24 protein-coding genes are annotated in these 22,246 nt (G+C 50.6%); 1 reads left to right on the top strand and 23 read right to left on the bottom strand.

The window, feature by feature from the left end; translation table 11 throughout:
• Positions 1 to 106: 106 nt before the first annotated feature.
• The 17 genes from rpmF to F6I03_RS05955 all read right to left on the bottom strand — a co-directional run bounded on the left by rpmF (position 107) and on the right by F6I03_RS05955 (position 16,297).
• Complete coding sequence (gene rpmF, locus F6I03_RS06035; protein ID WP_083272321.1) at positions 107 to 292, bottom strand: 50S ribosomal protein L32; 186 nt, start codon at positions 290 to 292, stop codon at positions 107 to 109.
• A gap of 24 nt (positions 293 to 316) precedes the next feature.
• Positions 317 to 868: a YceD family protein gene (locus F6I03_RS06030; RefSeq protein WP_070430575.1), complete on the bottom strand. Its 552-nt coding sequence runs from the start codon at positions 866 to 868 to the stop codon at positions 317 to 319.
• 113 nt (positions 869 to 981) lie between these two features.
• Positions 982 to 2,187, bottom strand: coding sequence for a nucleotidyltransferase family protein (locus F6I03_RS06025; RefSeq protein ID WP_070430574.1), 1,206 nt, complete (start codon positions 2,185 to 2,187; stop codon positions 982 to 984).
• 1 nt (position 2,188) lies between these two features.
• Positions 2,189 to 2,953 carry a class I SAM-dependent DNA methyltransferase gene (locus F6I03_RS06020; protein ID WP_070430573.1) on the bottom strand — a complete coding sequence of 255 codons (765 nt, stop codon included), beginning with the start codon at positions 2,951 to 2,953 and terminating at the stop codon, positions 2,189 to 2,191.
• A 1-nt stretch (position 2,954) separates the two neighbouring features.
• Positions 2,955 to 3,314, bottom strand: a complete 360-nt coding sequence (gene rsfS, locus F6I03_RS06015; protein WP_070430572.1) for a ribosome silencing factor — start codon at positions 3,312 to 3,314, stop codon at positions 2,955 to 2,957.
• Positions 3,314 to 3,931 carry a bis(5'-nucleosyl)-tetraphosphatase (symmetrical) YqeK gene (yqeK, locus tag F6I03_RS06010; protein ID WP_141737841.1) on the bottom strand — a complete coding sequence of 206 codons (618 nt, stop codon included), beginning with the start codon at positions 3,929 to 3,931 and terminating at the stop codon, positions 3,314 to 3,316. Before yqeK ends, rsfS begins: the two co-directional genes overlap by 1 nt.
• On the bottom strand, positions 3,921 to 4,559 hold the full coding sequence (locus tag F6I03_RS06005) for a nicotinate-nucleotide adenylyltransferase (RefSeq protein WP_070430571.1): 639 nt from the start codon (positions 4,557 to 4,559) through the stop codon (positions 3,921 to 3,923). The genes yqeK and F6I03_RS06005 overlap by 11 nt, the downstream gene beginning before the upstream one ends.
• Before the next feature lie 11 nt (positions 4,560 to 4,570).
• Positions 4,571 to 4,882 carry a ribosome assembly RNA-binding protein YhbY gene (gene yhbY / locus F6I03_RS06000; RefSeq protein ID WP_070430570.1) on the bottom strand — a complete coding sequence of 104 codons (312 nt, stop codon included), beginning with the start codon at positions 4,880 to 4,882 and terminating at the stop codon, positions 4,571 to 4,573.
• Between the two features lie 17 nt (positions 4,883 to 4,899).
• Positions 4,900 to 6,000, bottom strand: coding sequence for a ribosome biogenesis GTPase YqeH (gene yqeH / locus F6I03_RS05995; RefSeq protein WP_070430569.1), 1,101 nt, complete (start codon positions 5,998 to 6,000; stop codon positions 4,900 to 4,902).
• Positions 5,990 to 6,523, bottom strand: a complete 534-nt coding sequence (locus F6I03_RS05990; protein ID WP_070430568.1) for a YqeG family HAD IIIA-type phosphatase — start codon at positions 6,521 to 6,523, stop codon at positions 5,990 to 5,992. Before F6I03_RS05990 ends, yqeH begins: the two co-directional genes overlap by 11 nt.
• 83 nt (positions 6,524 to 6,606) lie before the next feature.
• Entirely contained in the window at positions 6,607 to 7,179 is a 573-nt protein-coding gene (locus tag F6I03_RS05985) for a histidine phosphatase family protein (protein ID WP_070430567.1), read from the bottom strand.
• Between the two features lie 68 nt (positions 7,180 to 7,247).
• Complete coding sequence (locus F6I03_RS05980; protein WP_070430566.1) at positions 7,248 to 8,699, bottom strand: pyruvate kinase; 1,452 nt, start codon at positions 8,697 to 8,699, stop codon at positions 7,248 to 7,250.
• Positions 8,700 to 9,224: 525 nt separating this feature from the next.
• Positions 9,225 to 11,825 carry an ATP-dependent chaperone ClpB gene (clpB, locus tag F6I03_RS05975; RefSeq protein ID WP_070430565.1) on the bottom strand — a complete coding sequence of 867 codons (2,601 nt, stop codon included), beginning with the start codon at positions 11,823 to 11,825 and terminating at the stop codon, positions 9,225 to 9,227.
• A gap of 78 nt (positions 11,826 to 11,903) precedes the next feature.
• On the bottom strand, positions 11,904 to 12,287 hold the full coding sequence (locus F6I03_RS05970) for a hypothetical protein (protein WP_070430564.1): 384 nt from the start codon (positions 12,285 to 12,287) through the stop codon (positions 11,904 to 11,906).
• Entirely contained in the window at positions 12,280 to 13,635 is a 1,356-nt protein-coding gene (locus F6I03_RS05965; protein ID WP_070626260.1) for a Y-family DNA polymerase, read from the bottom strand. Before F6I03_RS05965 ends, F6I03_RS05970 begins: the two co-directional genes overlap by 8 nt.
• Before the next feature lie 110 nt (positions 13,636 to 13,745).
• A complete protein-coding gene (locus tag F6I03_RS05960; protein WP_070430562.1) occupies positions 13,746 to 14,939 on the bottom strand; it encodes a dicarboxylate/amino acid:cation symporter in 1,194 nt (397 codons plus the stop codon).
• Between the two features lie 212 nt (positions 14,940 to 15,151).
• A complete protein-coding gene (locus F6I03_RS05955; protein WP_070430561.1) occupies positions 15,152 to 16,297 on the bottom strand; it encodes a helix-hairpin-helix domain-containing protein in 1,146 nt (381 codons plus the stop codon).
• 171 nt (positions 16,298 to 16,468) lie between these two features.
• Here F6I03_RS05955 and F6I03_RS05950 point away from each other — a divergent pair, with 171 nt between their 5' ends.
• The gene (locus tag F6I03_RS05950; RefSeq protein WP_070430560.1) at positions 16,469 to 17,443 is read left to right on the top strand and encodes an asparaginase; all 975 of its coding nucleotides are present in this window, start codon (positions 16,469 to 16,471) and stop codon (positions 17,441 to 17,443) included.
• Positions 17,444 to 18,322: 879 nt separating this feature from the next.
• Here F6I03_RS05950 and F6I03_RS05945 read toward each other — a convergent pair.
• The 6 genes from F6I03_RS05945 to F6I03_RS05920 all read right to left on the bottom strand — a co-directional run bounded on the left by F6I03_RS05945 (position 18,323) and on the right by F6I03_RS05920 (position 22,126).
• On the bottom strand, positions 18,323 to 18,508 hold the full coding sequence (locus F6I03_RS05945) for a hypothetical protein (RefSeq protein WP_070430559.1): 186 nt from the start codon (positions 18,506 to 18,508) through the stop codon (positions 18,323 to 18,325).
• A 175-nt stretch (positions 18,509 to 18,683) separates the two neighbouring features.
• A complete protein-coding gene (locus tag F6I03_RS05940) occupies positions 18,684 to 18,875 on the bottom strand; it encodes a hypothetical protein (RefSeq protein ID WP_070430558.1) in 192 nt (63 codons plus the stop codon).
• Between the two features lie 12 nt (positions 18,876 to 18,887).
• Entirely contained in the window at positions 18,888 to 19,400 is a 513-nt protein-coding gene (locus F6I03_RS05935; protein ID WP_210383781.1) for a hypothetical protein, read from the bottom strand.
• A 482-nt stretch (positions 19,401 to 19,882) separates the two neighbouring features.
• On the bottom strand, positions 19,883 to 20,440 hold the full coding sequence (locus F6I03_RS05930; protein ID WP_070430557.1) for an HD domain-containing protein: 558 nt from the start codon (positions 20,438 to 20,440) through the stop codon (positions 19,883 to 19,885).
• A 140-nt stretch (positions 20,441 to 20,580) separates the two neighbouring features.
• Positions 20,581 to 20,766: a hypothetical protein gene (locus F6I03_RS05925; RefSeq protein ID WP_070626258.1), complete on the bottom strand. Its 186-nt coding sequence runs from the start codon at positions 20,764 to 20,766 to the stop codon at positions 20,581 to 20,583.
• Between the two features lie 226 nt (positions 20,767 to 20,992).
• Entirely contained in the window at positions 20,993 to 22,126 is a 1,134-nt protein-coding gene (locus F6I03_RS05920; RefSeq protein ID WP_070430556.1) for an ATP-NAD kinase family protein, read from the bottom strand.
• Positions 22,127 to 22,246: the final 120 nt, after the last annotated feature.

Raw genomic sequence — 22,246 nt, 5'->3', positions numbered from 1 at the left:
AGTCCTTCTGACTGCTCTGGTGACTTGCTCCAGTGAAAGGAAACTAACCGCGCGCCCTCTCACCCTAACAAAAAAAAGGTTGGGGGTCCCAACCTTTCTCATCAACTTATTCAGCTGCTTCTTCAGTCATCACATCTTTACCGTTGTAGTAACCGCATGCTGGGCATACGTGATGTGATTTACGTAATTCGCCGCAGTTAGGGCATTCGTTCATGCCAGGTACGTTTAATTTATAATGTGTACGACGTGAACGTTTCTTTGCTTTTGATGTTTTACGCTTTGGTACTGCCATCATTCACACCTCCTATATCGTCATTTAATCTTCAGACGCTTCATCAGCAAACAAGTCCTTCAGCTTTGCAAGGCGCGGATCGATTTTTTCCTCGCCCTTAAGACTTGAGCGGTAAGAATCCTCCGTCATCATATCCCAGTCCTTGCCCATTGGAAGCTCTTGCTCCTCTGCTTCTTCCGCTGTTAAGCGCTGTTGCGGCAAATGGAGCAAGATGTTGTCTTCAATCGCTCGTGTGAGATCGACTGAATTCCCTTCAACTTCAATTTGTAGAACCGCCTCTTCATCAATGATATCTGTTTCCATGCCCTTAGGCAAGTAACGCTCATTAATGGGAAAGGCCATCGACACATTGACAGGCTCTAAGGATCGTGAAGATGGTAGCGTCACATCTAATGCTATTTGCAATTGTGCCAATACAGTTGCCTCTTCATAAATCACGAAGCCGTCAACCTTAACGGGCGACATGGCTAGGATCTCATCGCTACGTTCCTGCATCTCATCGGAGATTTCGATGCTAGTATGGATAGCTAGAGGGTCTTGCGCCTGAATTCGTAATTCTTGAAATGACCATTTCATGATTGACCACCATTAAGCAACAAGAAAAATTATACCGACTCATCAGACATTTGTCAATGATATTTCCTTGACAAGTCATTTTTTTCTTCTTGCTCCCTTTCTATGATTATTTTTTAAAGACTGAGGGGCCAGCGCCCAAAGTTCTCGTCCCGGTCTGTCTGGAGTAAGTAGTCGCTGTAGATGCGGTCAGCTGCCAGCCACTCGGGCCAGGTCTGAGCCACTTTTCGGTCCACTCGCCCAATCCAGCGAAAGTTAGCGGGTAAGTGCTTCTTCATCTCCCGGCAATAGGCGCGGCCTGCCTGGTTGGCAGCCAATAAGAAAAGGGGCTGGGGACCCTGGTGGAGGCTTTGGATCTGGGCTTTGGAAACTTGCAGGGCCAACATAAGGAGCAGGCGCTGGAGCCGCAAGACCGGCCAGGACCGGGTCTGGGCACTGGCTAGGAAATCCGTCAAATTCTTGTGCTTGTGCGCCAAGTCTTGCAAGCGCCCCTCGATCCCGCCTGCCATCAGATGGATTCGAGCTAAAGTCTCCCGGTCCTGGACCAGAAGTAAATAGCGAATATAGGGGTAGAGGCCCTCAAGGCGGGGCCAGTGTGCCTGCCCGGCCAAGGCTGACAGCATCTCTTCCGGCATATAGGCGGCTAAGTCGTCCACCGCCCCGGCTTGGAGGGCCTGCCTTAAATAGGTCCCAGAGACAAAGTGTTGGTCCACCGCTTGGTCCTGCCGGTGGCCATCCCCCTGCCTTTGAATGGGATGGGGGGTCAGAGGCAAGTCCTCCCGGTAAATGGTCAAGGCATAGACCATGGCGAGGAGGCTATTGCTCTGGCCCTCGAAGTCTAAGTGGATTCCTGCTAGGTCTTCCTCCTGGTCCAGTAAATAGGCCCAAGCGGTCAGTTCTTGGTCCGCATGACTGGCCTTGGCCTGGCTCACCGCTTGCCGAGCCTGGTCTAGGGCTTCTGGGTGCTGGGCCAGCCAAGAAGCAAAGTAAAGATAGGGCTCAAAATCGGCTGTTTCTACCCCGAAGGCTAGGTCCTGGCAGCCCAGGGCCCTGAGATAAGCGAGGGCGGCCTGGGAAAAATAATTAGCGGACTGGCTGGCCCACCAAACCGGGAGTTCCACGACCAGGTCGGCCCCATTGGCTAGGGCAGCATAGGCCCGGTCCCACTTGGAGGCAATGGCTGGCTCCCCCCGCTGGCAGTAGTTGCCGCTCATCACGGCCACGACCAGGTCGGCCTGGCTCTGCCTTCGTGCCTCCTGCAAGAGGTAGGCATGGCCATTGTGGAATGGATTCCACTCTGCAATCACGCCACACGCACGCATCCTATTCCCCCTTCACACAAGTAAAGAAGAGCCGCTGACTCTCAGGCCCAGGCGCTTCAAAGGCGAAGTCCGCCGTAAGCTTCACATCAACAAAGCCCGCCGCTTGGAGCAGGTCTTGGTAGACTGATAAAGGAAAAATTTGTTCCCGGTGGAGCTCCTCATGGCGGTCATAGCTGCCCGTTTGGGGATCTTCCACAAAAATATTCAAGACATGGTCGATGGTCCCCTCCCCCCGAAGCTGTTCGCTCCGCCAGGTAAAGACCGCATCGTCCCATTCTTCAATATACTGGTAGCCTGGGTAGACTTGGTTCATCTGATAAGCCGAATGAATATCAAAGATAAAGAGGCCGCCTGCTTGTAAAAGGCTTGCCTGGGCCGCAAAGCACTGAGCCAGCTCTTCTGGACTTTCCAAGTAGCAGAGGCTGTCGCAAAAGAGGGTCACCAGGTCAAAGCCACTGACTGCCTGGTCTTCTAACATATTGCCCTGGTAGATCCGACCGGGATAACCTGCTTCCTCCAAGCGCTCCTGGGCCCGGCTTACCATCTCTTCGGACAGGTCATAGCCTGTGACATCAAAGCCTCGCTCCAACATCTCCAGGGCAAACTCCCCGTCCCCGCAGGCCACATCCATGAGTCGATAGGAAGTTTGGTCAGGCAGGTAGCGGTCTAAGGCCTCCTGGCAGAAGTCCGCCCAAGCCGGATAGAGGGACTTATCAAAGAGTAGGTCATAGACCTCCTGGAAGACTTGGTAGTTCTTATCGGCCATCTTAGCTCAACCAGTCGTTCAGGTTCAAGAGAGGGGCTTCATGCCAGAGTTTCTCCAAGTTGTAGCGTTCCCGCTCATCCGCCTGGAAAATATGGACAATGACATCGTGGCAATCAATCAGGACCCACTTACCCGCTTGCCGGCCTTCAATCTGTTTTACATCGAAGCCATGCTTGTAAACCGCTTCCTCCACCGCATCCGCTATGGCATTAACTTGGCGTTCATTATTGGCTGTAGCAATCACAAAATAATCCGCCAGGGTCGTTAAGCCCGCCATATCTAAAGCCACAATGTCCTTAGCTAAACGGTCATCCGCCGCTCTTACCACGCATTCTAGTAATTCTGTATTCTGTGCTGTCATTAAAAGGCATCCTCCTCATGTGCGTCTACCCACTGGTTATACACGGCAATGGTTTGTGGGTGGATTGTTTGGCGTCTTTCCAATAAATGCATTAGACTATGCCGGATCTTATAATCCACAGCACGGTCTAAAGACTTTTCGGCGGCTTTCCGGGCTTCTTTAACACCTGGAAAGTCGCGGTTGGGTTCAATATAGTCCGCAATGTACAAAATCTTATCCAAGCGGGTCCAAGCCAAACTGCCCAGGGTGTGGTTCCAGACCGCCTGCTCAATCAGATGGTCATCTAGGCCTAGGTCGCGCTTGGCCATCAAAACAGCCAAGGGGCCATGCCAGATGGCGTTTCCTGCTTCTGGCCAGTCGGGATCATAGTCTGGATGGTCAGCAAAGGCTTGGAGCTCTTCTGGGCTAGCCTCCTTGGCATAGTCGTGGAGCAAGGCCGCGATACTGGCTCGCTCTTTGTCTTCCCCATAGCGGTCAGCCAGGTGGACAGCCGTCTCTTCCACCCCGACTAGGTGGCGGAAGCGCTTCTTAGACAAGCGCGCTTGGGCTCGGTCTAAGAGCTCTTCCCGGCTCACTTGAATAAGGTTTTCTTTATAGCTTATTTCTTCATGGTTCAAGATACAAGCCCTCCTCTTCAATATAATGTCTCACAGCTTCAGGTAAGAGATAGCGGATACTGTGGCCTTGTCCCACAGCCTGGCGGATCTGGGTCGATGAAATCGCCATTTCGGGCACATCCACATAGAGGACCGGATAATCCGTTGCCAAGTCATAGCCTGGCCGTTGGACGCCAACAAATTGCACCATATCAACCAAGTCATCAATCCGATACCAGGTTGGCAGATATTCCACCATGTCCGCCCCGATAATAAAATAATAATCCGTATCGGGATGGAGCTTGGTCAAGATATCCATGGTGTCGTAGCTATAGGACTTGCCCTTGCGTTCGAGTTCAAGGGTCTCAATAGCCAGGTGGTCATTGCCCGCAATGGCTAAGTTTAACATAGCCAAACGCTTGTCGGCATCCAGGAAGGCCTTGGGGTCCACATGAGGGGCCTGGTAGTTAGGCATCAGGTAGACCTGGTCCAAGCACAATTTGTCATAGACCTGGTCGGCGATAACTAAGTGGCCCTGGTGGACGGGATTAAAGCTTCCGCCCAGGATCCCTACCCGCCGTCGCTTGCTTGTCTCTTCTTCTAAGCGTGGCTCTAGTGCGAGGCCAAGGCCTTGGTCACGCTCTCCCATATGCTCGCCCCCTATTTCAACGCCTTAAGATCGGCGGATACTTTTTGGTTTTTGCCTTCTTGTGACGGCCGGTAAAGGACCAGGGTCTTACCAATAGTCTGAACAATATCAGCCCGCAAGCCAGCGGCCAATTCGCGAGCGGCCTCATCGACCTCCGCGCTGGAGTTCTGGAGGATATTCAGCTTCACTAATTCCCGCTTCTCCAGGGCCTGGTCCACCTGCTTGATCAATTCATCTGTCAAGCCATTCTTACCAATTTGGAAGATTGCTTTTTCTTTTTGGGCAATCTTTTTGAGGTATTTCTTTTCCTTATTATTTAACATCTTGCACGCTCCTTAACTTAAATGAGGGCTTCCCGGACGAGAACGTCAATTCCCTTCGGACTGTAAACGGCTACTTGGGCATCCTCTGATACGGTGAGCCAACCCAGACCAGAAATAACAAGGTCTTGACCGGCCTGGAGCTGGAACTCACGGCGCACCCGGCCGACTTCCTCCGGCAAGCTAGGGGTCAGGAGTTCACCCACATGGTCGTCATAGAAGGCCTGAGCCCCCTCCAGCTTCCGCCGGTGAATCTTGAGGGCATTGCTCAGGTAGAAGGTGAAACTGTTGCGGTCCCCTGCCAAGTAGTCGACCTGAACCAAGCCCCCAATAAAGAAGCTCTGCTCAGGATTAACTTGGTAGGTCCGAGCCTTCACCCGTTTCTTGGGCATGACTTGCTTGAGCCCCTCAGCCGAGAGCTGGGAGGTCAGCTGGCCATCTTCCATAATACCTGGCGTATCAATTAAATACGACCTCTCGTCAAAAGGAATCTCGACCAAGTCCAGGGTCGTTCCAGGGAAGACACTGGTCGTAATCAAGTCCCCCGCAATCCCTGTGGCCTTGAGGATACTATTGATCAGTGTCGACTTGCCCACATTGCTGACGCCGACCACATAGACATTGCGGCCCTGGCGTCTCTCTTCGATGGCTTCCAAGAGCTCATCGACATGGTAGAGGGTCTGGCCACTGGTCAATAGCACCTCTTCCACAACGAGACCCTGGGACCGGGCATAGGTCTTGACCCAGTGCTTCAAGCGACTTTCCTTCACCGAACTGGGGAGGAGGTCTAATTTATTGGCGACCAATAAGACCTCATTATCTCCCACAAAACGCTTGAGGCCAGGGATCAGGCTGCCTGAGATATCAAAGAGGTCGACCACATTGACCACCAAGGCATCCTCATCGCTAATACTGTTGAGGATAGTGAGGAAGTCATCATGGCTCATGGTGACCCCCTGTAACTCGTTGTAATGGCGCAATTTAAAACAGCGCTGGCAGTACAGTTCACCGGTCTCAAGACCTGCCTCATAGGCAGACTGGGGTGTATAACCTCGCTGGTTCTTATCAACTGTCTGTATGCTAGCGCCGCATCCGATACATTTCAATGACTCATCTGTCATCTAATTGATTCCTCCATTCCCAATTCTTATGGAATTTATCTAATAAATATTTCAAAGGTTTCTCTACGCCGCGGTTGACCCGGGTCCACATGCCATCCGTCTTGACCACGGGCTTGACCAGGATGGTTCGTATCCCCACCCGGTTGGCCCCAAAGACATCAGTCAGGAGTTGGTCGCCGACAAAGGCCACCTCTTCCTTGGTCAAGTCCAAGACCTTGAGAGCAGAATAGTAACCAGAGGCCCGGGGCTTATAGGCAGGTGCCAGGTACTGGACACCCAATTGCTTGGCCACATCCGCTACCCGGAGCCCGTTGTTGTTGGACAAGATCAAGATCTCAATGCCGGCACTGGTCATTTCCTCCGCCCACTGTTTCAAGTATTCCGGAACCTGGGCAGAATTCCATGGAATCAGTGTATTATCTAAGTCCGTGATGATGGCCTTGATGTGGTGCTTGTGGGCCTGGTCCGGACTAATCTGTAGAATCGTATCCAACATCCAGGTCGGTTGGAATTTTTTTAACATGGCACGTCCTCCGTTTATTTCTTAGCCTAAGTATAACATAGGTCTTCAGGCATTTTGAAGGCCGAGGGCTAGGCCTAGAGAATTTAAGGGACGAGAATCTCCTCGAGAGTGAAGGCCTGGCCATCATAGTTAAAGACCAGAAGCGAGCAATTCGCAATCTCCCCTACTTTAGGCCGGCCTTCCTTAGCCTGCCAATAATCCGCAAAGAGTCGAATGCAACGGCCATGGGCAACCGCAAAAGCCTTCTCCCCATCTTCAATCTGGTCCATGATATAAGAGCAGGTGCGGATCAGGCGCTCCTGGACTTCTGGAATGGTCTCCCCGCCTGCAGCTTTGATCTGCCGGTTAAAGTCTTCCCGGGGCAAGTTATCGCGGGACTGCTTCTCATACTGGCCAAAGCAGGCCTCCCGCAAACCTGATAATTGGTGGAAATCCCCTCTTGGCTCCTGGGCCAGGCTTAGGGTATCCTGGGCCCGTTTGAGGTCAGAGCTCGCTAAATAAGCCCAGTCCCTTAGGCCCTTATCCCGGAGATAGGCCTTGACCTGGCTGGCCCGGTCGCGCCCTTCCTCTGTTAGGGGCGAGTCGCACCAGCCCTGAATCCGGCCTTCCACATTATACTGAGTCTGTCCATGTCGCATTAAATATAAAGTTTTCATCCCATACCGCCTCTTTTTTCCTTTTTTCTCCCCTAGTATAGCACGGGTGCGCCCGCAAGTAAAAAGAGCTAAGGGGTCAAGTCAAGGGGACGAAGAGGTGAAGGGGTCACCGGCATATACTGGCGGGACTGGTCCAGGACCTGGTTGAGGAGTTGGATGCCTTCCTGGATATGGTCCCCTTTGTTGAGCATCACGAGGTCACAGCGGCCAGCCAACATGACATCGGCCATTTCCGCCCGGGTCGGAATGCCTGTCTTGACCATGTTTTCTAGGACTTGGGTCGCCCAAATCACGGGAATGCGAGCGGCTCGAGCGATAGCGACCAGGTCTTCTTGGACACTGGCCAAACGGAGGAAGCCGAGTTCAGCCGCCAAGTCGCCCCGGGCAATCATCAAGCCGGCGTGGTGGCTGCGGTTGGCTTCCACCAAGACCTGGAAGAGATTTTCTAGGATAGACTGGGTCTCCACCTTGATAAAGAAAGGCGGGTGCTGGCTGACAGCTTCACCATAGACCTCAGCCAATTGCTGCTTAATGGCTACAATATCCTCCACCTGGCGGACGAAGGAGAAGTTGTAGCCCCGGGCAAAGTCCTTGACCTGGGCCATGGCTTGGCAGTCGGCCGGCGTTAAGATAGGCAGCTGGCTATCCCGGCCAGGGAAATTTATTCCCTTGCTGGCCTTAATTTTTTGTCCCTTGGCCTTGCGTACACGGTCAACCTCTACCACTAGGCCCTGGTCATGTTGGGAAACCACATGGCCTAGGAGGTCACCATCATACATCACCAACGGGTCCCCGATGGCTAGGGACTGAATGATCTCTTGGTGGGAGGTGTAGAGAACCAAATCCTGCCCTTGAAAATCTTCCAAAGCTTTGACGTGACTAATAAAGAAACGATCGCCCTGGTAGACCCGGGGATTCTGCTGCTTGGTATAGAGGGCTTCGATTCGGACTTTGGGGCCAGCCAGATCGCAGTAAATCGGGTGAGCCCGCCCCCTAGCTTGCTCGGCAGCGCGGATATGGTCAGCCATAGCTTGCCAAGTCTTCGCTTGGTCATGGGCACAATTAATCCGGGCCAGGTCCATGCCTGATTGACTTAAGTCCCTGACATAGTGGGGATCACGGCCAGCCTCGGTCGGCAGGGTGACCAAGTTCTGCGCCCGCTTGCCAGCTTGGAGGCCAAAGACTTGATAGGTATGCATCTGCTCCTGGTCCAGGTCCGTCCAGTAGGCTTCTTCATTGGCTATAGGTTCATCTTGGAGCAGGTGGACTAAGTGGTCAAGTCCTGGCAACACATTGGCCTCAATCCCGCGAAACCCCTGGTAGCCGACCCTATCAAAGCTCTCCTGGAGCTGGCGCAAGTCCCTCTGCCGCATGACCGCATAGGCCGCTAAATTTTGGGCGCTAGCTCGAAAATCCTCCCGCATCGTCTGGGGCTCCCAACTCTCATAGAGGGCCTGCCCCTCTTCCTGAACTTGTTTTCGCAATTGTCTGACTTCATCAATTAAAAATTGCTTCTTCATAGAAACCACCTCTCTCAAATATAGAATATCCCTTTAACCCTATCTTACCAGTAAGCCCTTGAAAACAAAACAAATAGCACTTTAGCAAGGGTGCGAAGGCTAGCGGGAGAAATAGACCTCTGGAGGCAAAAGCCAGAGAAGACTGAAAGTTTTCGGCGGATTTTGCTGAAGAGGAGCTTTTTCTGCTAGCCTGAACCCGACTATAGGGTGTGAGACTTGGCGGTCAGGCTTGGATGATTGGAGCAAGTCAGAATAAGAGCGAAGTAATCGCTCGTTTCAGACTTGTGAAATCACTCCAAGTCTGCCAAGTCGAACCCGACTAGATAGGGTGTGAGAGGATGCGGGAGAAAGGGACCTGACCCTGGAACACTGAGGCGTATTTCGTCTGGAAATCCTTAATAAATCAAACAGGTGGTAATATAAAAAAAGAACATGCCAGCAGTCAATATTGACTGTTAGCATGTTCTCTTAAAAACAATTCCAGTGATCCAGGCCTCAACGCCTTTTGTCACACGCTCTTAGTTTTTATTCTACTTCAAAGCTGACTTGGCCATTAGCTTCTTTGATTTCTACTTCTTGTCCTGCTTGGACATCACCGGCAATAATGGCCCGAGCTAGTGGGGTTTCAATATGGTTGGTGATGAAGCGACGCAGTGGACGGGCCCCGAATTGGGGTTCATAGGCTTCATCGGCAATCCATTGTAAGAGGTCTTGGCTGTAGTCGAGGTGGATGTTTTGGTCAGCTAAACGTTGGTTCAATTGGTCCAAGAGTTTAGCCACAATCCCTGACATATTTGCCTTGGACAATGGGCTGAAGAAGATAATGTCATCAATCCGGTTCAAGAACTCAGGCTTGAAGTAGCTGTGGAGCCGGTCTTTGACCTGGTCACGGGCTTCTTCCGAAATCTCATCACGGCCTGATTCGCTGTCTTCCAAGAGGATATCCGATCCTAGGTTGGAGGTCATAATGATAATGGTGTTCTTGAAGTCAACGGTCCGGCCTTGGCCATCGGTTAGACGCCCATCATCGAGGATCTGTAAGAGGATATTGTAGACATCGGGATGGGCCTTTTCGATTTCATCCAGCAAGACGACGGAATAAGGATGGCGGCGGACAGCTTCCGTTAATTGCCCACCTTCTTCGTAGCCGATATAGCCTGGGGCAGCACCGACCAAGCGGGAGACATTCGCCTTCTCCATGTATTCACTCATGTCGATCCGGACAATATTGTCTTCACTGTCAAACATTTGTTCCGCTAAGGCCTTGGCTAATTCGGTCTTCCCGACCCCGGTTGGTCCGAGGAAGAGGAAGGAACCGAGTGGACGGTCTGGGTCTTGGATGCCAGCCCGCGAACGGAGGACCGCATTGCTGACGGTATCCACGGCTTCATCTTGGCCGATCACACGTTGGTGGAGGCGGTCATCGAGGTCGAGGAGTTTTTGCCGTTCACTTTCAGCTAATTTAGAGACTGGAATTCCCGTTTGACGGGAGACAACCTCTGAAATTTGTTCTTCGGTCACAGCTTCTTGAACCAAGCTAGACCGGCCTTCCATGTCTTGGGCATAGTCCTCTTCCATTTGCTTCAATTCTTTTTCCAAGGCTGGGATGGTCCCGTGTTGGAGGGTAGCCGCCTTTTCCAGGTCATAGTTTTGTTGGGCTAGGTCCAATTGCCGCTTGGCATCGTCTAGTTCTTGACGTTTGTCTTGGATCTTCTTGAGCCCTGCTTTTTCATTTTCCCATTCCATGGTTAATTGGTTGGTTTTTTCCCGGACTTCGGCTAGTTCTTCTTGTAATTCAGCCAAGCGTTGTTTAGAAAAGTCGTCCTCTTCTTCCTTGAGGGCTTCTTCTTCGATTTCCAGTTGGAGCAAGCGGCGGCGTTGCATATCCAATTCGGTTGGAATGGAGTTCATTTCCACCCGGATCTCCGCACAGGCTTCGTCCACTAAGTCAATGGCCTTGTCTGGCAGGTAGCGGTCGGTGATGTAGCGGTCCGATAATTGGGCAGCTGCAACAAGGGCTTGGTCATGGACCTTGACATGGTGGTGGTTTTCAAAGCTTTCGCTCAAACCACGCAGGATGGAGATGGTGTCTTCCACAGTCGGTTCCTTAACCAGGACTCTTTGGAAGCGGCGTTCCAGGGCCTTGTCGGTTTCCATGTATTCCCGGTATTCATCCAGGGTCGTCGCCCCGATGCAGTGCAATTCGCCCCGGGCTAACATCGGTTTGAGCAAGTTACCAGCGTCCATGGACCCTTCTGTCTTACCCGCCCCTACAATCATATGGATTTCGTCGATGAAGAGGATAATTTCCCCATCGGAGGCTTTCACATCATTCAAGACAGCCTTGAGCCGTTCTTCGAATTCACCCCGGTACTTGGCCCCAGCAATCAGCGCCCCCATATCGAGGGAGATCAGCTTCTTGTCCTTTAAGTTGCTAGGGACGTCCCCTTTCACAATTCTTTGGGCCAAACCTTCAATAATGGCCGTCTTACCGACCCCTGGTTCCCCGATAAGAACGGGATTGTTCTTGGTCTTACGGGATAGGATACGGATCACATCACGGATTTCTTCGTTCCGACCGATAATAGGATCCATCTTGCCTTCACGGGCGAGTTGGGTCAGGTCAGCCCCATATTTTTCTAAAGCTTCATAATTAGCTTCTGCATTCTTGGAAGTCACACGATCACCCTTTCTTAAGTCATCGATCAAGGCTTGGGCAGCCTCTTTACTGGATACGCGGTTGAGCCACTGGCTGAGCTCTAAATAAGTCAAATCAAAGATCGCATAGAGCACCATCTCCGTTGCGAGGTAGTCATCTCCTCGTTCAGCGGCTAAGTCTTGGGCCTTCTGGATCAATTCTGCCAGTCCCCTGGAGATAGCTTGCCCGTATTGGACATTCCCCCCACTCACGCTAGCAATTTTATCGAGTTCACGGTCTAATTCTGCATCTAAGGCATTCATGTCGATGTTTAAACGTTGATAGAAATTGTATGCGAAGTTGCCTGGCTCTACCATGGCTTTGAATAAATGTGCAACGGTTATTTCTTGGTGTTGGCGCGTCTTAGCAATTTGTTGGGCATTAGCTAAGGCTTCTTGCATGGCCGTTGTCATTTCCATATTATTCATCTTATCACTCCTTTGCATACTCTTATTATAGCCTATTGGTCAGAGAAGGTCAAGCTTTTAATTGACATTTTTTGACCTTTATTTTGACCATTTGGATGCCGGCAGGATGCGCAGGTGGCGGATAGCCTCCCAGGGGTAGAAGTCCTCGCCGAGCCAGAGCCCGGAGGCATTCCAGCAACCATTAAAGTAAGCCTGGCGCTTGTCCCAGAGCCGGCCCAAGTGGTCATAGCGGTTCAGTTGGACTTCCAAGGGGCGGTGGTAGAAGTAGGCCTCATAGAGGACGGCGCTGATGGCTTCAGGGGACATTTGGGCTTCTTTGGGATTCTTTTTTTGATCTTCTTCGATGTTCCCCTCAATGCTTTGAACGAGTTCATCCAAGGCAAAGGCCGTCCGCCACTTCAACTGGAAACCGCGGTCGTGGTAGGCATTGTAGTCCGTAAAGTGCTTGCCTGACCTAACCATCAGCTGCCACATCCTCAATCCCAGCTAGGCCCCCTGCATGGCCGCCGACTAACTGGGACCGGGCGATGGCACACGCACCCGAACAGAGTGAGGTAGCGGGCACCAGGCTCTTGAAGCCATACTTCTGACGGATCTTATCGATGACAGCTTCTAGGGCATCCGTCTCTGGGGCAGCTGAAAAAAGCGACAGCTGCTCACACTCTACTTCTACCAGGTCAAAGGCGGTCACCCCCAAGCTGCGGACCAGCTGTCCCTCATAAATTTGATCAAACAAGGCTTGGAGGACGTCCAGGATCTCACCCCGGCGCTGGCTCGCTAAGAGACGTCCCGAAGCCCTGCGGAAGGTCCTGCCGTCCGGCGCAGAATAGGCCTTAGAATAAGCCAGAACCAGGGTCAAGCCCTGGGCCTTATAGCCCTCCCGCCGCAGACGAGTGGCGACTTGTTCGCCCATCTCCTTGACGACGGTTAAGATTTCGCTGGCTTGGTCATAGTCTCGCGGGAGGATCTGATGGTTGCCCAGACTCTTGCTGGCTGGCGCCTGGAGGGGTTCGATAAAAGACCGGTCGATCCCCCAGCTATGGGCATAGAGCTGCTCCCCCAGCCGGCCAAATTTATCCCGCAAAAGATAGGGGTTGCTGTGGGCCAGGTCGCGAATGGTCTGGATCCCCAGGGCCTGGAGATGGCGGGCCATCCGCTTGCCAATCCCCCAAAAGTCCGTCAGGCAATCGATCTGCCAGAGGGTCTGGGGCACATCCGCATAGCGCCACTCTGCCCGCATCGTCGCCCGGTGCTTGGCCGCATTGTCCAAGGCCAGCTTAGCCAGCAAGGGGTTGTCCCCAATGCCGACGGTGACATAGATCCCCGTCTGTTCAAAAACTGCCCGCTGGACCATAGCCGCAAAGTCCTCCGCTGTCTTTTGCTTGAAGAGCCGCATAGAGGACGTGATGTCCATGAAGCTCTCATCGATACTGTAGACAGCATGGTCCTCCGCTGCGACAAAGGATTGGTAGATCTGGTTAATTTCTTGGTTTTTCTTCATATAATAGCGCATACGTGGGGGCACGATATAGAGGTCAGCGGGATAGGGATAAGGCAGGTCCCCCGCCCGGGATACATTGGAGATCCCATAAGCCCGCTTGGCTGCTGGCGAAGAGGCCAGGATCAAGCCTGAAGCCCGCTTCCTCGGGCCATCTGGCGGATAGGACATGACCACTAATTTGGCCTTCAGGGGATCCAAGCCCCGGTCCACCGCCTCCACAGAAGCATAAAAGGACTTGCAATCAATGCAGAGAATGTCTCGGCTGGGTTCTTTCTCATAGTCAAAAACATAATCATCATGAACTTCCATAATACTCCCTCCTATAGAACAGGTGTTCCCCTCCATTCTAGAACATATGTTCCCAAATTGCAATCAAAAAAAGAGCCCGCCTAAGCGAACTCTTCAGTAGGGAAATTATGTTACTTCTTATCTTGGTGTAATTTGTCAATAAAGACGGCAATAGCGTTGTCGCCTGACACGTTAGCAGCGGTCCCGAAACTATCTTGGGTAATATAGAGGGAGATCATCAGCTGCTGCATAGTATCTGAGACAATCCCCACCATGGGCAGGAAGGGCAGAGCCGACATGATGGCCCCACCTGGTGCGCCTGGCGCTGCGACCATGGCTACCCCTAGCATCATGATAAAGCCGAGCATCATACTGAAGGGATGGGGCATATCATACATCAACAAGAGGGTCATGGAGCAGCAGGTGATAGTAATCATCGAGCCGGCCAAGTGGATGGTCGCACAGAGCGGCACCACAAAGTTCCGGATATCCTCGGAGACCCCATTCTTCTCCGCACATTCAATATTGACGGGAATGGTAGCAGCTGAAGACTGGGTCCCAACAGCTGTGATATAGCCTGGGATTTGGTTCTTGATCAACTGGATAGGGTTCTTCCCTGCATAGAGACCAGCCACCACAAACATGGCACTGATATAGAGCAGGTGGAGGATAATCACCACAATGAAGACTTTCCAGAAGACACTTAGAATGGTGAAGACCGATCCCGTATAAGAGAGGTTAGCGAAATTCCCGAAGATATAAATAGGAAGCAAGGGAATCACAACCTTAGCAAGGACCTGGGTAATCACCTCGCCAAAGTCACTGAAGACTTCATAGAGGGCTTCCCCCTGGCCTTTTTGCCGTAACCAAGAAATACCTAGCCCCATCATGAAGGCGAAGATAATGGCGCCTGTCACATCGAAGAAAGGTTCTAGGGGAATTTCAAAGATTGGGGTCAGCCCCTCCCCTGCCTCACTCAGCTTCTGGACTAGGGAGTCCGTGATGAAGTGGGGGAAGAGGGTAATAGCGGTGGTATAGGCAATCGAACCCGCGATTAAGGTTGAAATGTAGGAAGTCAGTGCAGTGATCCCTAACAGGCGCCCAGCCCCATCGCTCAAGTCGGCAATCCCCTTGATCACTAAACCTAGGATCATAAAAGGAATGACGAAGTTCAGGAAACTACTAAAAATGGCGGAGAAGGTAACAAAGACACTTAGGAACCATTCCGGAATAAAGGATAGTTGGCCGGCAATAATCCCTAAAATAATAGCAATAATCAGTCGCGGCACAAGGCCTAATTTTTTCTTTTTCTGCTCACTTGTCATAAGCAATCCTCCTAAAAATAAAAAACCACCGGGGTGGAAATATGAGTTTTTTTTAATTTTCCCCACTGTATTCTAATCATAGCAAATGCCCCGTCCAAAGTAAACAAGATTTTACATTATCTTAAACTTTCTGTGCGAGCAGTTAACAAAAAAGACCCTGCAGGCAAGAGGGTCTCGGTGAATCGATTTAAAAACAGCCCTTTCCTTCCCCATTAGATATCCAGCCCCATCTCCCTGAGCCGGTTAAGGGTTCCGGGGCCAATCCCCTTGATGGCGAGCAGGTCACTGGCTTCTGCCTGGGCCAGGTCTTCGCAAGTCCTATAACCCGCCTCTGCCAGCAAGGCATAGCGCTTCTCACCGACAGCTTGCTTGAGCTGCCGAGTTTCTAGGTTGGGCTCTCTTTTTGGCTGATCTTCCAGGCTAGCCTGGGAATCGACAAAATCCCAGAAGTCCTCCTCTTCGTCGCTGCCCCCATGTTCCCAGCGGTAGCTTGCAAGAGCCTCGACCAGGTTCTGGTCCTCCGCCAGGTCAGCCAGGCTTAAGCTTGGCCCCTGGTCAGCTTGGACCTTGTCCCTGAAGTAATGATAGCTGTAGTCATCGGTCAAAAGACTAGGCAGGATGGGGTTAGCGGCCAAAATCAGCGTCTGGTAGTCGTGCTTGGTCAGGTAGCTGACCAACTTGCCGGTCCCCATCGGTTGGTCGATGATGTCTTCAATGGGCCAGGTCTCCTGGCTGAAGAATTCGTCCAGGTCTGAGTTGAGCCGGTCGAGTTCCTGCCAGAAATAATCCGCCCAGAGCAAATGATCGGTCCGATAGGCCAACAAGAGGCAGGGCAGGAGGATGACTTCATGGATTTCATCCGCCTCAAAATGCGGGTAAACTTGCGCCAGGCCCTCCCAGTCTCCCGTATGATAGTAGACCATCAAGAGCTCCCGCTTGAATTCAAAGCACTCAAGAAGCCCCGCCTGGAGCAGGAGGTCATAGAGGCCAGCCGCCAGATGATAGCGGCCCATGCCGGCATAGGTCACGGCCAGTTCATGGAGGAGGCGGAGATAGGGACGCTGGGCCAGGTTCGCATAGGTCAAGTCTTGGCCCTTCAAATAAGTGGGGGCATGTTCCTTGACCAGGGCCTCCAAATAAATAAAGCGCGAAGACAGGGGCACCCCTTCCAAGCGAGCGACCAAGGCGTCTAAATTCTGGGGCCAGAGCTCCAAGGCATGTTCCAGATAGTAGTGGCGCGGCAGATCCGACAAGACAGCCCGGGCCCACTCCACACTCTCCAAGGACTTGGCCCGGTCCTCGTCCCCTTCCGCCTTCCGCAAGCGATAAAATTCAATTTCTTTGGTCAGTTCGCCCATCAAGCCATCCTCCTCCATTCATTCATCAGGGCTATTATAGCATCTCCAAGGCAAAAAATAAGGCTTTTCCACCGATTTACCGCTTTATTCTTCTGCCCTTCAGCCCGCCGACTTGACATTTCCCTGGCCATGGCCTTTAATGAAGAAAAAGCGTGACGAAAGGAGCTTATCATGACAAAACACATTCACGTGATCGGAACCGGTGGCACCATCTCAGCGGCTGGAGACTCGGGCAAGACCACCTCCTACCAGGCCGGTGCCTTCGACGCCAGCCAATTACTGGAGGGCCTGCCGCCCCTGGATGGGATCGCTGACTTAACCTATGAACAAATCTTCTCCGTAGCCAGCGAGTCCCTGACCAATGCCCAGCTCCTCCAACTGGGCCAGCGCGTCCAAGAAATCTTGGCCGATGACGCCGTAGATGGGGTCGTAGTCAGCCACGGGACAGACACCCTGGAAGAGACGGCCTACTTCCTTCATCTAACCGCGCCTTCAGACAAGACCCTCGTCCTAACCGGGGCCATGCGCCCTGCCACAGCTAGCAGCGCAGACGGGCCCATGAACCTCTACCAGGCCATCTGCCTGGCTGCCAGTGAACAAGCGGTGGGCATGGGAGCCCTGGTCGTCTTCTCCGATGGCATCTATGCCGGCCGTGAGGTCCAAAAGACCAGCAACTTCCGTCCCCAAGCCTTCGACAGCCGAGACCTGGGCTGCTTGGGCTATCTGCGGGAAGACCAGGCCTACTTCCTCCAAGGCCCGACTAAGGCCAGCCCCCAGTTCGACTTGTCAGGAGTGGCCCGACTCCCCCGGGTGGACATCGCCTACTACCATGTGGGGGCCTCAGCCGATATCCTAGACTTCTTCAAGGACCGGTCAGACGGCATCGTCCTCGCTGGGGTGGGCACTGGCAATATCAGCCAGGACTGGGCTAGCTACATCAAGTCCCATGAAGGCCAACTCCCCCCTATCGTCCGCAGCTCCCGGGTCGGCAACGGCCTGACCCTCTACGAAGCCAGCGTCGACGAGGGCATGCCCTTCATCCCTTCCGGCAGCCTCCCCCCAAGCAAGGCTAAGATCCTGCTGAGCCTTGTCCTGACCCAGACCCAAGACCCCCAAGCCATTCGGGAAGCTTTTGAAAAGTATTAGATTATGCAGTCAAAAAGGAGAGTGTGACAAAAGTCGATTAGCCCTGAATCAGCTAGCGCATACTATATCTGTAACTCGCTTCGCTTCGAACAGCTATAGCAACTGTCCGCGAATTATGGAAGAACCTTGTCAAAGGATCTTCCATAATTCGTGAAGTGGATGTCAGGGCTGACTTTTGGAGCACGTTTTTAAAGAATAGTTCGTATTCTATATAGAGGCCGGAACTTTTATCCCATCTTTCTTTTATTAATGGATTATTCACTTGACTGGTCGAAACGGCTCCGTCATTGCAACAAAAATAAAAATCGCTCGAAGGTCGAACCATCGAATGACCTTCGAGCTAAACTTAATCTATTTGTATTTTTTATTGATCTTCTTTTTCCTGATTGTCTGGTCTTTGGTCTTGGTCCTTATCTTTGTACAGATATTTCTTCTTAATCCACTCAATAAAAGCGAAAGTTAATGAAGCAGAGAGGACAAAGAAAAGTATGCTGAACCAGTTAACCATGTCAACAGTCCTTTCTTACTGTGAGCGAATGCTGAGTGGGCTAACCAGTGGGCCGTATTCAGCAGGAGCTCCTTCGATAGATCCGGTAGCTACGATAGACATATTGTTCATTAGATCATCAGTTAAACGTTTGGAAATATAAGCTAAAAGATTCCTCTTCTCCTTTCGCTTCCAAAGTTACACTTTACATTTTAAACTTAGCATAAATAATAAGCGCTTTCAAATCATTTTGTCTATATTCCACTTATATTAGCCATTTTTTATCTTTCTTATCGCTTCTTAACACAAGCCGTAGCCTCATGGTATCCCCTTGTTCATCGATTAATGGCCGATGAATTAAAGTGCCAGGCTAGCTATTGGCGAAGCCAAGATCATTCTTTTCCTTTAAATAATATGCAATAATTGAAGAGAGCTAAGATGCCCACTGCTAGTATGCTCATAGGGCTTTGTTTGCCATCGACAAAAAAATTAACTGCAGCTGCGCTCAATACCTTGAGATAGAAATATTTGGCAAAGCGAGGTAAATGATAAAGGCTTTGATGGATTTTATTTAGCATAGTAAGTCCTCCAATGCTTTGGCTGGATAGCTATCTTCAAAAAAATACTTAGAATAGTGGTATGCTCCTCCCAAAAAACTAATCATTCGCTCAGCAAAGAATTGAAAAAATGATTATAATAAGAAATAGCGAGTAGGACTTTATTCTCAGAAAAAATCCTACTCACATTTATTAATTAACCTCTTGGTTTTCTAAAAATCATCCCTAATATATTAGCCAGAACAAAAGCAAGTATTGAAACTATTATACGACTGCTAAATGGATTATGCTCTAATATCCAAAAGTAACTCATTAAAAACAAAAGAATTACAATTGTTAATTTAACCCATTCTGGTAATTGATACAAATTTTTATGCAATTTATTCATTTATTGCACCTCTTATTGGTAGCCCCATCCAGTAATAGTGACCGTTGGCTGTCCACCTGGGATGTTTACATTTTTTAAATTAAGGTAAATACCTTTGCTGGTATCTAATGAATTCAATGGTAAAGTGCCTAATTCAAGAATTGCTCCAGCTTTTCCAAATCCTAAAAAGCCTAAAACAGTACTTGCCACATCACCACTTACTGCAATAGCTTTTGTATAAGCTGACGATAGATACAGATCCCAAGTATATTGCCCTGTTGAAACGACTTGTGTCACACCAGCACGTGACATGTCTTCAGCCTTAGCTAATTGGATCTCTTCTTCCGTGTAAATGTCACGCAAGTCATAGCCTTCAGCTTCTAAGGCGTCAAATAGCTGCTGGTTACTGTAATAGGTAACTTGGCCATAATTTTGTTCCTCAGCCACTGTACTGGCATAAGTTTGAACACTAGTGGCGCTCCCTACAGCAATTGGTGAAAGTAAAACGGCAACCGCAGTTGAGACTAAAAGTTTCTTCTTTAACATATTCTTCTCCTTTCGGTTCCAAAGTTACACTTTACATTTTAAACTTAACATAAATAATAAGCGCTTTTAAATCATTTTGTCTATATGCCACTTATATTAGCCATTTTTTATTTGATTCATTCTTTCTTAACTTTTTAAGCGTGCAAAAACCCCTCCCCAAGCCATTCCGAAAACTTTTGAAAGCTATTAGACCATGCACTCAAAAAGGTGTCGGCCTGTCTCCATTGAAGACGGGCCAACACCTTTTATTGATGGCTTATTCTTTGGACTGGTCGAGACGGCTTCGCTTCAATCGCCAGAACACATATAGACTCGCAAGAATAAGTTGGAGGATATACGGTATGTCTATAGAAAGAAGCTTCTCAATTGCTGCGCAAAGGAGAAAGATAAAAACTTGCATGCAGCAAGGTAAGTAAAAATGATCTTAAAATTTCTCTGGACATATAGCTGCCTCCTCAAGCATGGCTTGACGCTAAAATATCTCACTCCCCTAGCTTAGCCAGGGTGTCTTTGCGGATTTCTTCCCGAAGCTGGGTCATGTAGTCAGAGAACTGAACCTTGTCATCGGCATAGCTTAAGTTGAAGGACTTCTCAAAGTCCGTCCAGGTGTCTAAGTCAGATAGGTTGTGCTGGATCAGGGCTTCTTGACTGTCGATGGCTTTATAGATCTTGGCTTCAAGGCTGGTGCGCTCTTCCATCTCACGGTATAAGGCCGTCATTTCTTGCGCGGTGGCAGCAGGAAGGGAATTCACCCAATTCTTCAGCAAGTCTTGCTCCTTGACCTCGTCCGCTTCCCCCTTGTCAAAGGTCGGAATGTCTCCCGTGAAGCACTCGCCCAGGTCATGGATGAGGCACATCTGAACCACCTTGTTCATGTCCGCTCCCGAAAATTCCTCCATCAGAAGAAAGGCGATCAGAGTCATCATCCAGGAGTGTTCAGCCACGCTCTCATGCCGGCCTCCCTCTGTATAACAGTGTCGGGTCGTGTCCTTTAATCTGGCCGCTACGGATAGCGTATCGAGTAATTCTCTGGGGTTCATTGGGATACCTCCTTAACAAGTGTTCACGCATCTTTCTCTCTATTCATCCTAACACAAACCGTAGCCTCATGGTATCCCCTCGTCCATCGATTAATGGCCGATGAATTAAAGTGCCAGGCTAGCAATTGGCGAATCCAAGATCATTCTTTTGCTTTAAATAATATGCAATAATTGAAAAAGGCTAAGATGCCCACTGCTAGTATGCTGATAAGGCTTTGTTTGCCATCGATAAAGAAATTAACTGCAGCTGCGCTCAATACCATAAGATAGAAATATTTGGCAAAGCGAGGTAAATGATAAAGGCTTTGATGGATTTTATTTAGCATAGTAAGTCCTCCATATTCTCATATTCTTGGATTCTATATGATTTAAACTTAACAAAGTAAATAAACGCTTTCAAATCATTTTGTCTATATTCATATTATATTAGCCATTTTTTATTTGATTCATTCTTTCTTAATTTTTAAGCGTAGAAAAAGCCCCTCCCCCTTATCTCGACAAGTGAACTTGTCGAATTGGGAAGAGAGGCTTCTTTATTAGCTTAATCTTTCTTTATTTTATGGCTTCAACCTTGTGCATGGAATATTGGCCGTAGCCGGTGATGACCTTGTAGTAGCCGGTGAACTTCTCATCGATAGCGTCGTCCATGGTGTAGATGAGGAAGGGGTTGGTGCCGATGGTCATGATCTTGCTGGGGGTGGCTACGATGGTGAGCTTGTCCTTGTCAATATGGGCCAGGACCCGCTTGGAGAGCTGCTGGTTGCCCCGGCCGAGGATATAGCCCTGGCCGCCCATGGGAGTTACGATCAGACGGACATCTTCCTCACCCTCGATGGTATCCAGGATCTCCTGCTCATTGGCATCCTTGACCAGGAGCTGGCGGTTCTTGATGATATCAACCCCCAGGACCGTCACATCTAGGCCGAGTTCGTCCATAATATGGCGGGTGGAGGTACCTGAGCCCACCAGGTAGATAGCATTGTCATCCATGTGGTCGAGAACTTCGAGGGCAATGGATTCCTGGGCAGCTTCATCCGACTGGGGACTGGCTGACTTGAGGTTCTGCATGAACTGGCTGTGCTGGGGCACGCGGAGGTAGCCGAAGACCTGGATATCGACCTCATCCTGGCGGAAACCCGCTTCGTCCAGGTCCAGGACCTCGGTTTCGTGATAATCCATGGGGCTGTCCTGGGCCCATTCCGCCAACAAACGGCCGGCGCTCTCAGGGGAATTGGCATAGACCGCGGAGTAAATCTTAACCCCGGCTGGTACACCCAAGGCTGGAATGTCCAAGCCAATCTTCCGGCAGACATCCCGGGCTGTCCCGTCCCCGCCGACAAAGACAAGAAGGTCTGGCTGGGCTGCCTTAGCTGCGTCCAGGAAGGCTTCACTATCGGCCTTCTGGGTCTCTAGGGCCTCCTTAGCGCTTGGTTCATAGATCACGTCATAATCTAGTCCTGCCGCTTTCGCCGCATCCTCCCCCATGGCGCCGGCCGCCACTAGGAGCTTAACAGGCGCGTCAACTTCAGCCAAGTGGTCGAGGGCCTTGCCTGCCTTGAGCCCCGCTTCCGGTTGGGCGCCCAGATCTAGGGCCCGCTGTAAGATATCGGCCCCATCCGTCCCCTTCAAGCCAGCCCGACCCCCCATACCGGCAATCGGATTAATTAATAATGCCATTGTTTTCATCCCATCACTCCTCTAAAAATAATGTTAGCGTTTTCATTATAACATTTCTATGGGAAGAGGGCCAGAAAAATGTTGGAATAAGGATTCTAGTCCTAAGTCGGCCCCTGTTAGCGAGTTGAG

Origin of the sequence: Aerococcus sanguinicola (assembly GCF_008726925.1) — a bacterium.
GTDB lineage: Bacteria > Bacillota > Bacilli > Lactobacillales > Aerococcaceae > Aerococcus.
The sequence above is the reverse complement of the archived record's forward strand: the minus strand, read 5'-3'. Positions and strand labels throughout refer to the sequence as shown.

Bases quoted from the DNA above. Each gene is read 5' to 3' on its own strand.
- rpmF (WP_083272321.1), bottom strand. From the start codon at position 292: ATGGCAGTACCAAAGCGTAAAACATCAAAAGCAAAGAAACGTTCACGT.
- F6I03_RS06030 (WP_070430575.1), bottom strand. From the start codon at position 868: ATGAAATGGTCATTTCAAGAATTACGAATTCAGGCGCAAGACCCTCTA.
- F6I03_RS06025 (WP_070430574.1), bottom strand. From the start codon at position 2,187: ATGCGTGCGTGTGGCGTGATTGCAGAGTGGAATCCATTCCACAATGGC.
- F6I03_RS06020 (WP_070430573.1), bottom strand. From the start codon at position 2,953: ATGGCCGATAAGAACTACCAAGTCTTCCAGGAGGTCTATGACCTACTC.
- rsfS (WP_070430572.1), bottom strand. From the start codon at position 3,314: ATGACAGCACAGAATACAGAATTACTAGAATGCGTGGTAAGAGCGGCG.
- F6I03_RS06005 (WP_070430571.1), bottom strand. From the start codon at position 4,559: ATGGGAGAGCGTGACCAAGGCCTTGGCCTCGCACTAGAGCCACGCTTA.
- yhbY (WP_070430570.1), bottom strand. From the start codon at position 4,882: ATGTTAAATAATAAGGAAAAGAAATACCTCAAAAAGATTGCCCAAAAA.
- yqeH (WP_070430569.1), bottom strand. From the start codon at position 6,000: ATGACAGATGAGTCATTGAAATGTATCGGATGCGGCGCTAGCATACAG.
- F6I03_RS05990 (WP_070430568.1), bottom strand. From the start codon at position 6,523: ATGTTAAAAAAATTCCAACCGACCTGGATGTTGGATACGATTCTACAG.
- F6I03_RS05985 (WP_070430567.1), bottom strand. From the start codon at position 7,179: ATGAAAACTTTATATTTAATGCGACATGGACAGACTCAGTATAATGTG.
- F6I03_RS05980 (WP_070430566.1), bottom strand. From the start codon at position 8,699: ATGAAGAAGCAATTTTTAATTGATGAAGTCAGACAATTGCGAAAACAA.
- clpB (WP_070430565.1), bottom strand. From the start codon at position 11,825: ATGAATAATATGGAAATGACAACGGCCATGCAAGAAGCCTTAGCTAAT.
- F6I03_RS05970 (WP_070430564.1), bottom strand. From the start codon at position 12,287: ATGGTTAGGTCAGGCAAGCACTTTACGGACTACAATGCCTACCACGAC.
- F6I03_RS05965 (WP_070626260.1), bottom strand. From the start codon at position 13,635: ATGGAAGTTCATGATGATTATGTTTTTGACTATGAGAAAGAACCCAGC.
- F6I03_RS05960 (WP_070430562.1), bottom strand. From the start codon at position 14,939: ATGACAAGTGAGCAGAAAAAGAAAAAATTAGGCCTTGTGCCGCGACTG.
- F6I03_RS05955 (WP_070430561.1), bottom strand. From the start codon at position 16,297: ATGGGCGAACTGACCAAAGAAATTGAATTTTATCGCTTGCGGAAGGCG.
- F6I03_RS05950 (WP_070430560.1), top strand. From the start codon at position 16,469: ATGACAAAACACATTCACGTGATCGGAACCGGTGGCACCATCTCAGCG.
- F6I03_RS05945 (WP_070430559.1), bottom strand. From the start codon at position 18,508: ATGCTAAATAAAATCCATCAAAGCCTTTATCATTTACCTCGCTTTGCC.
- F6I03_RS05940 (WP_070430558.1), bottom strand. From the start codon at position 18,875: ATGAATAAATTGCATAAAAATTTGTATCAATTACCAGAATGGGTTAAA.
- F6I03_RS05935 (WP_210383781.1), bottom strand. From the start codon at position 19,400: ATGTTAAAGAAGAAACTTTTAGTCTCAACTGCGGTTGCCGTTTTACTT.
- F6I03_RS05930 (WP_070430557.1), bottom strand. From the start codon at position 20,440: ATGAACCCCAGAGAATTACTCGATACGCTATCCGTAGCGGCCAGATTA.
- F6I03_RS05925 (WP_070626258.1), bottom strand. From the start codon at position 20,766: ATGCTAAATAAAATCCATCAAAGCCTTTATCATTTACCTCGCTTTGCC.
- F6I03_RS05920 (WP_070430556.1), bottom strand. From the start codon at position 22,126: ATGAAAACAATGGCATTATTAATTAATCCGATTGCCGGTATGGGGGGT.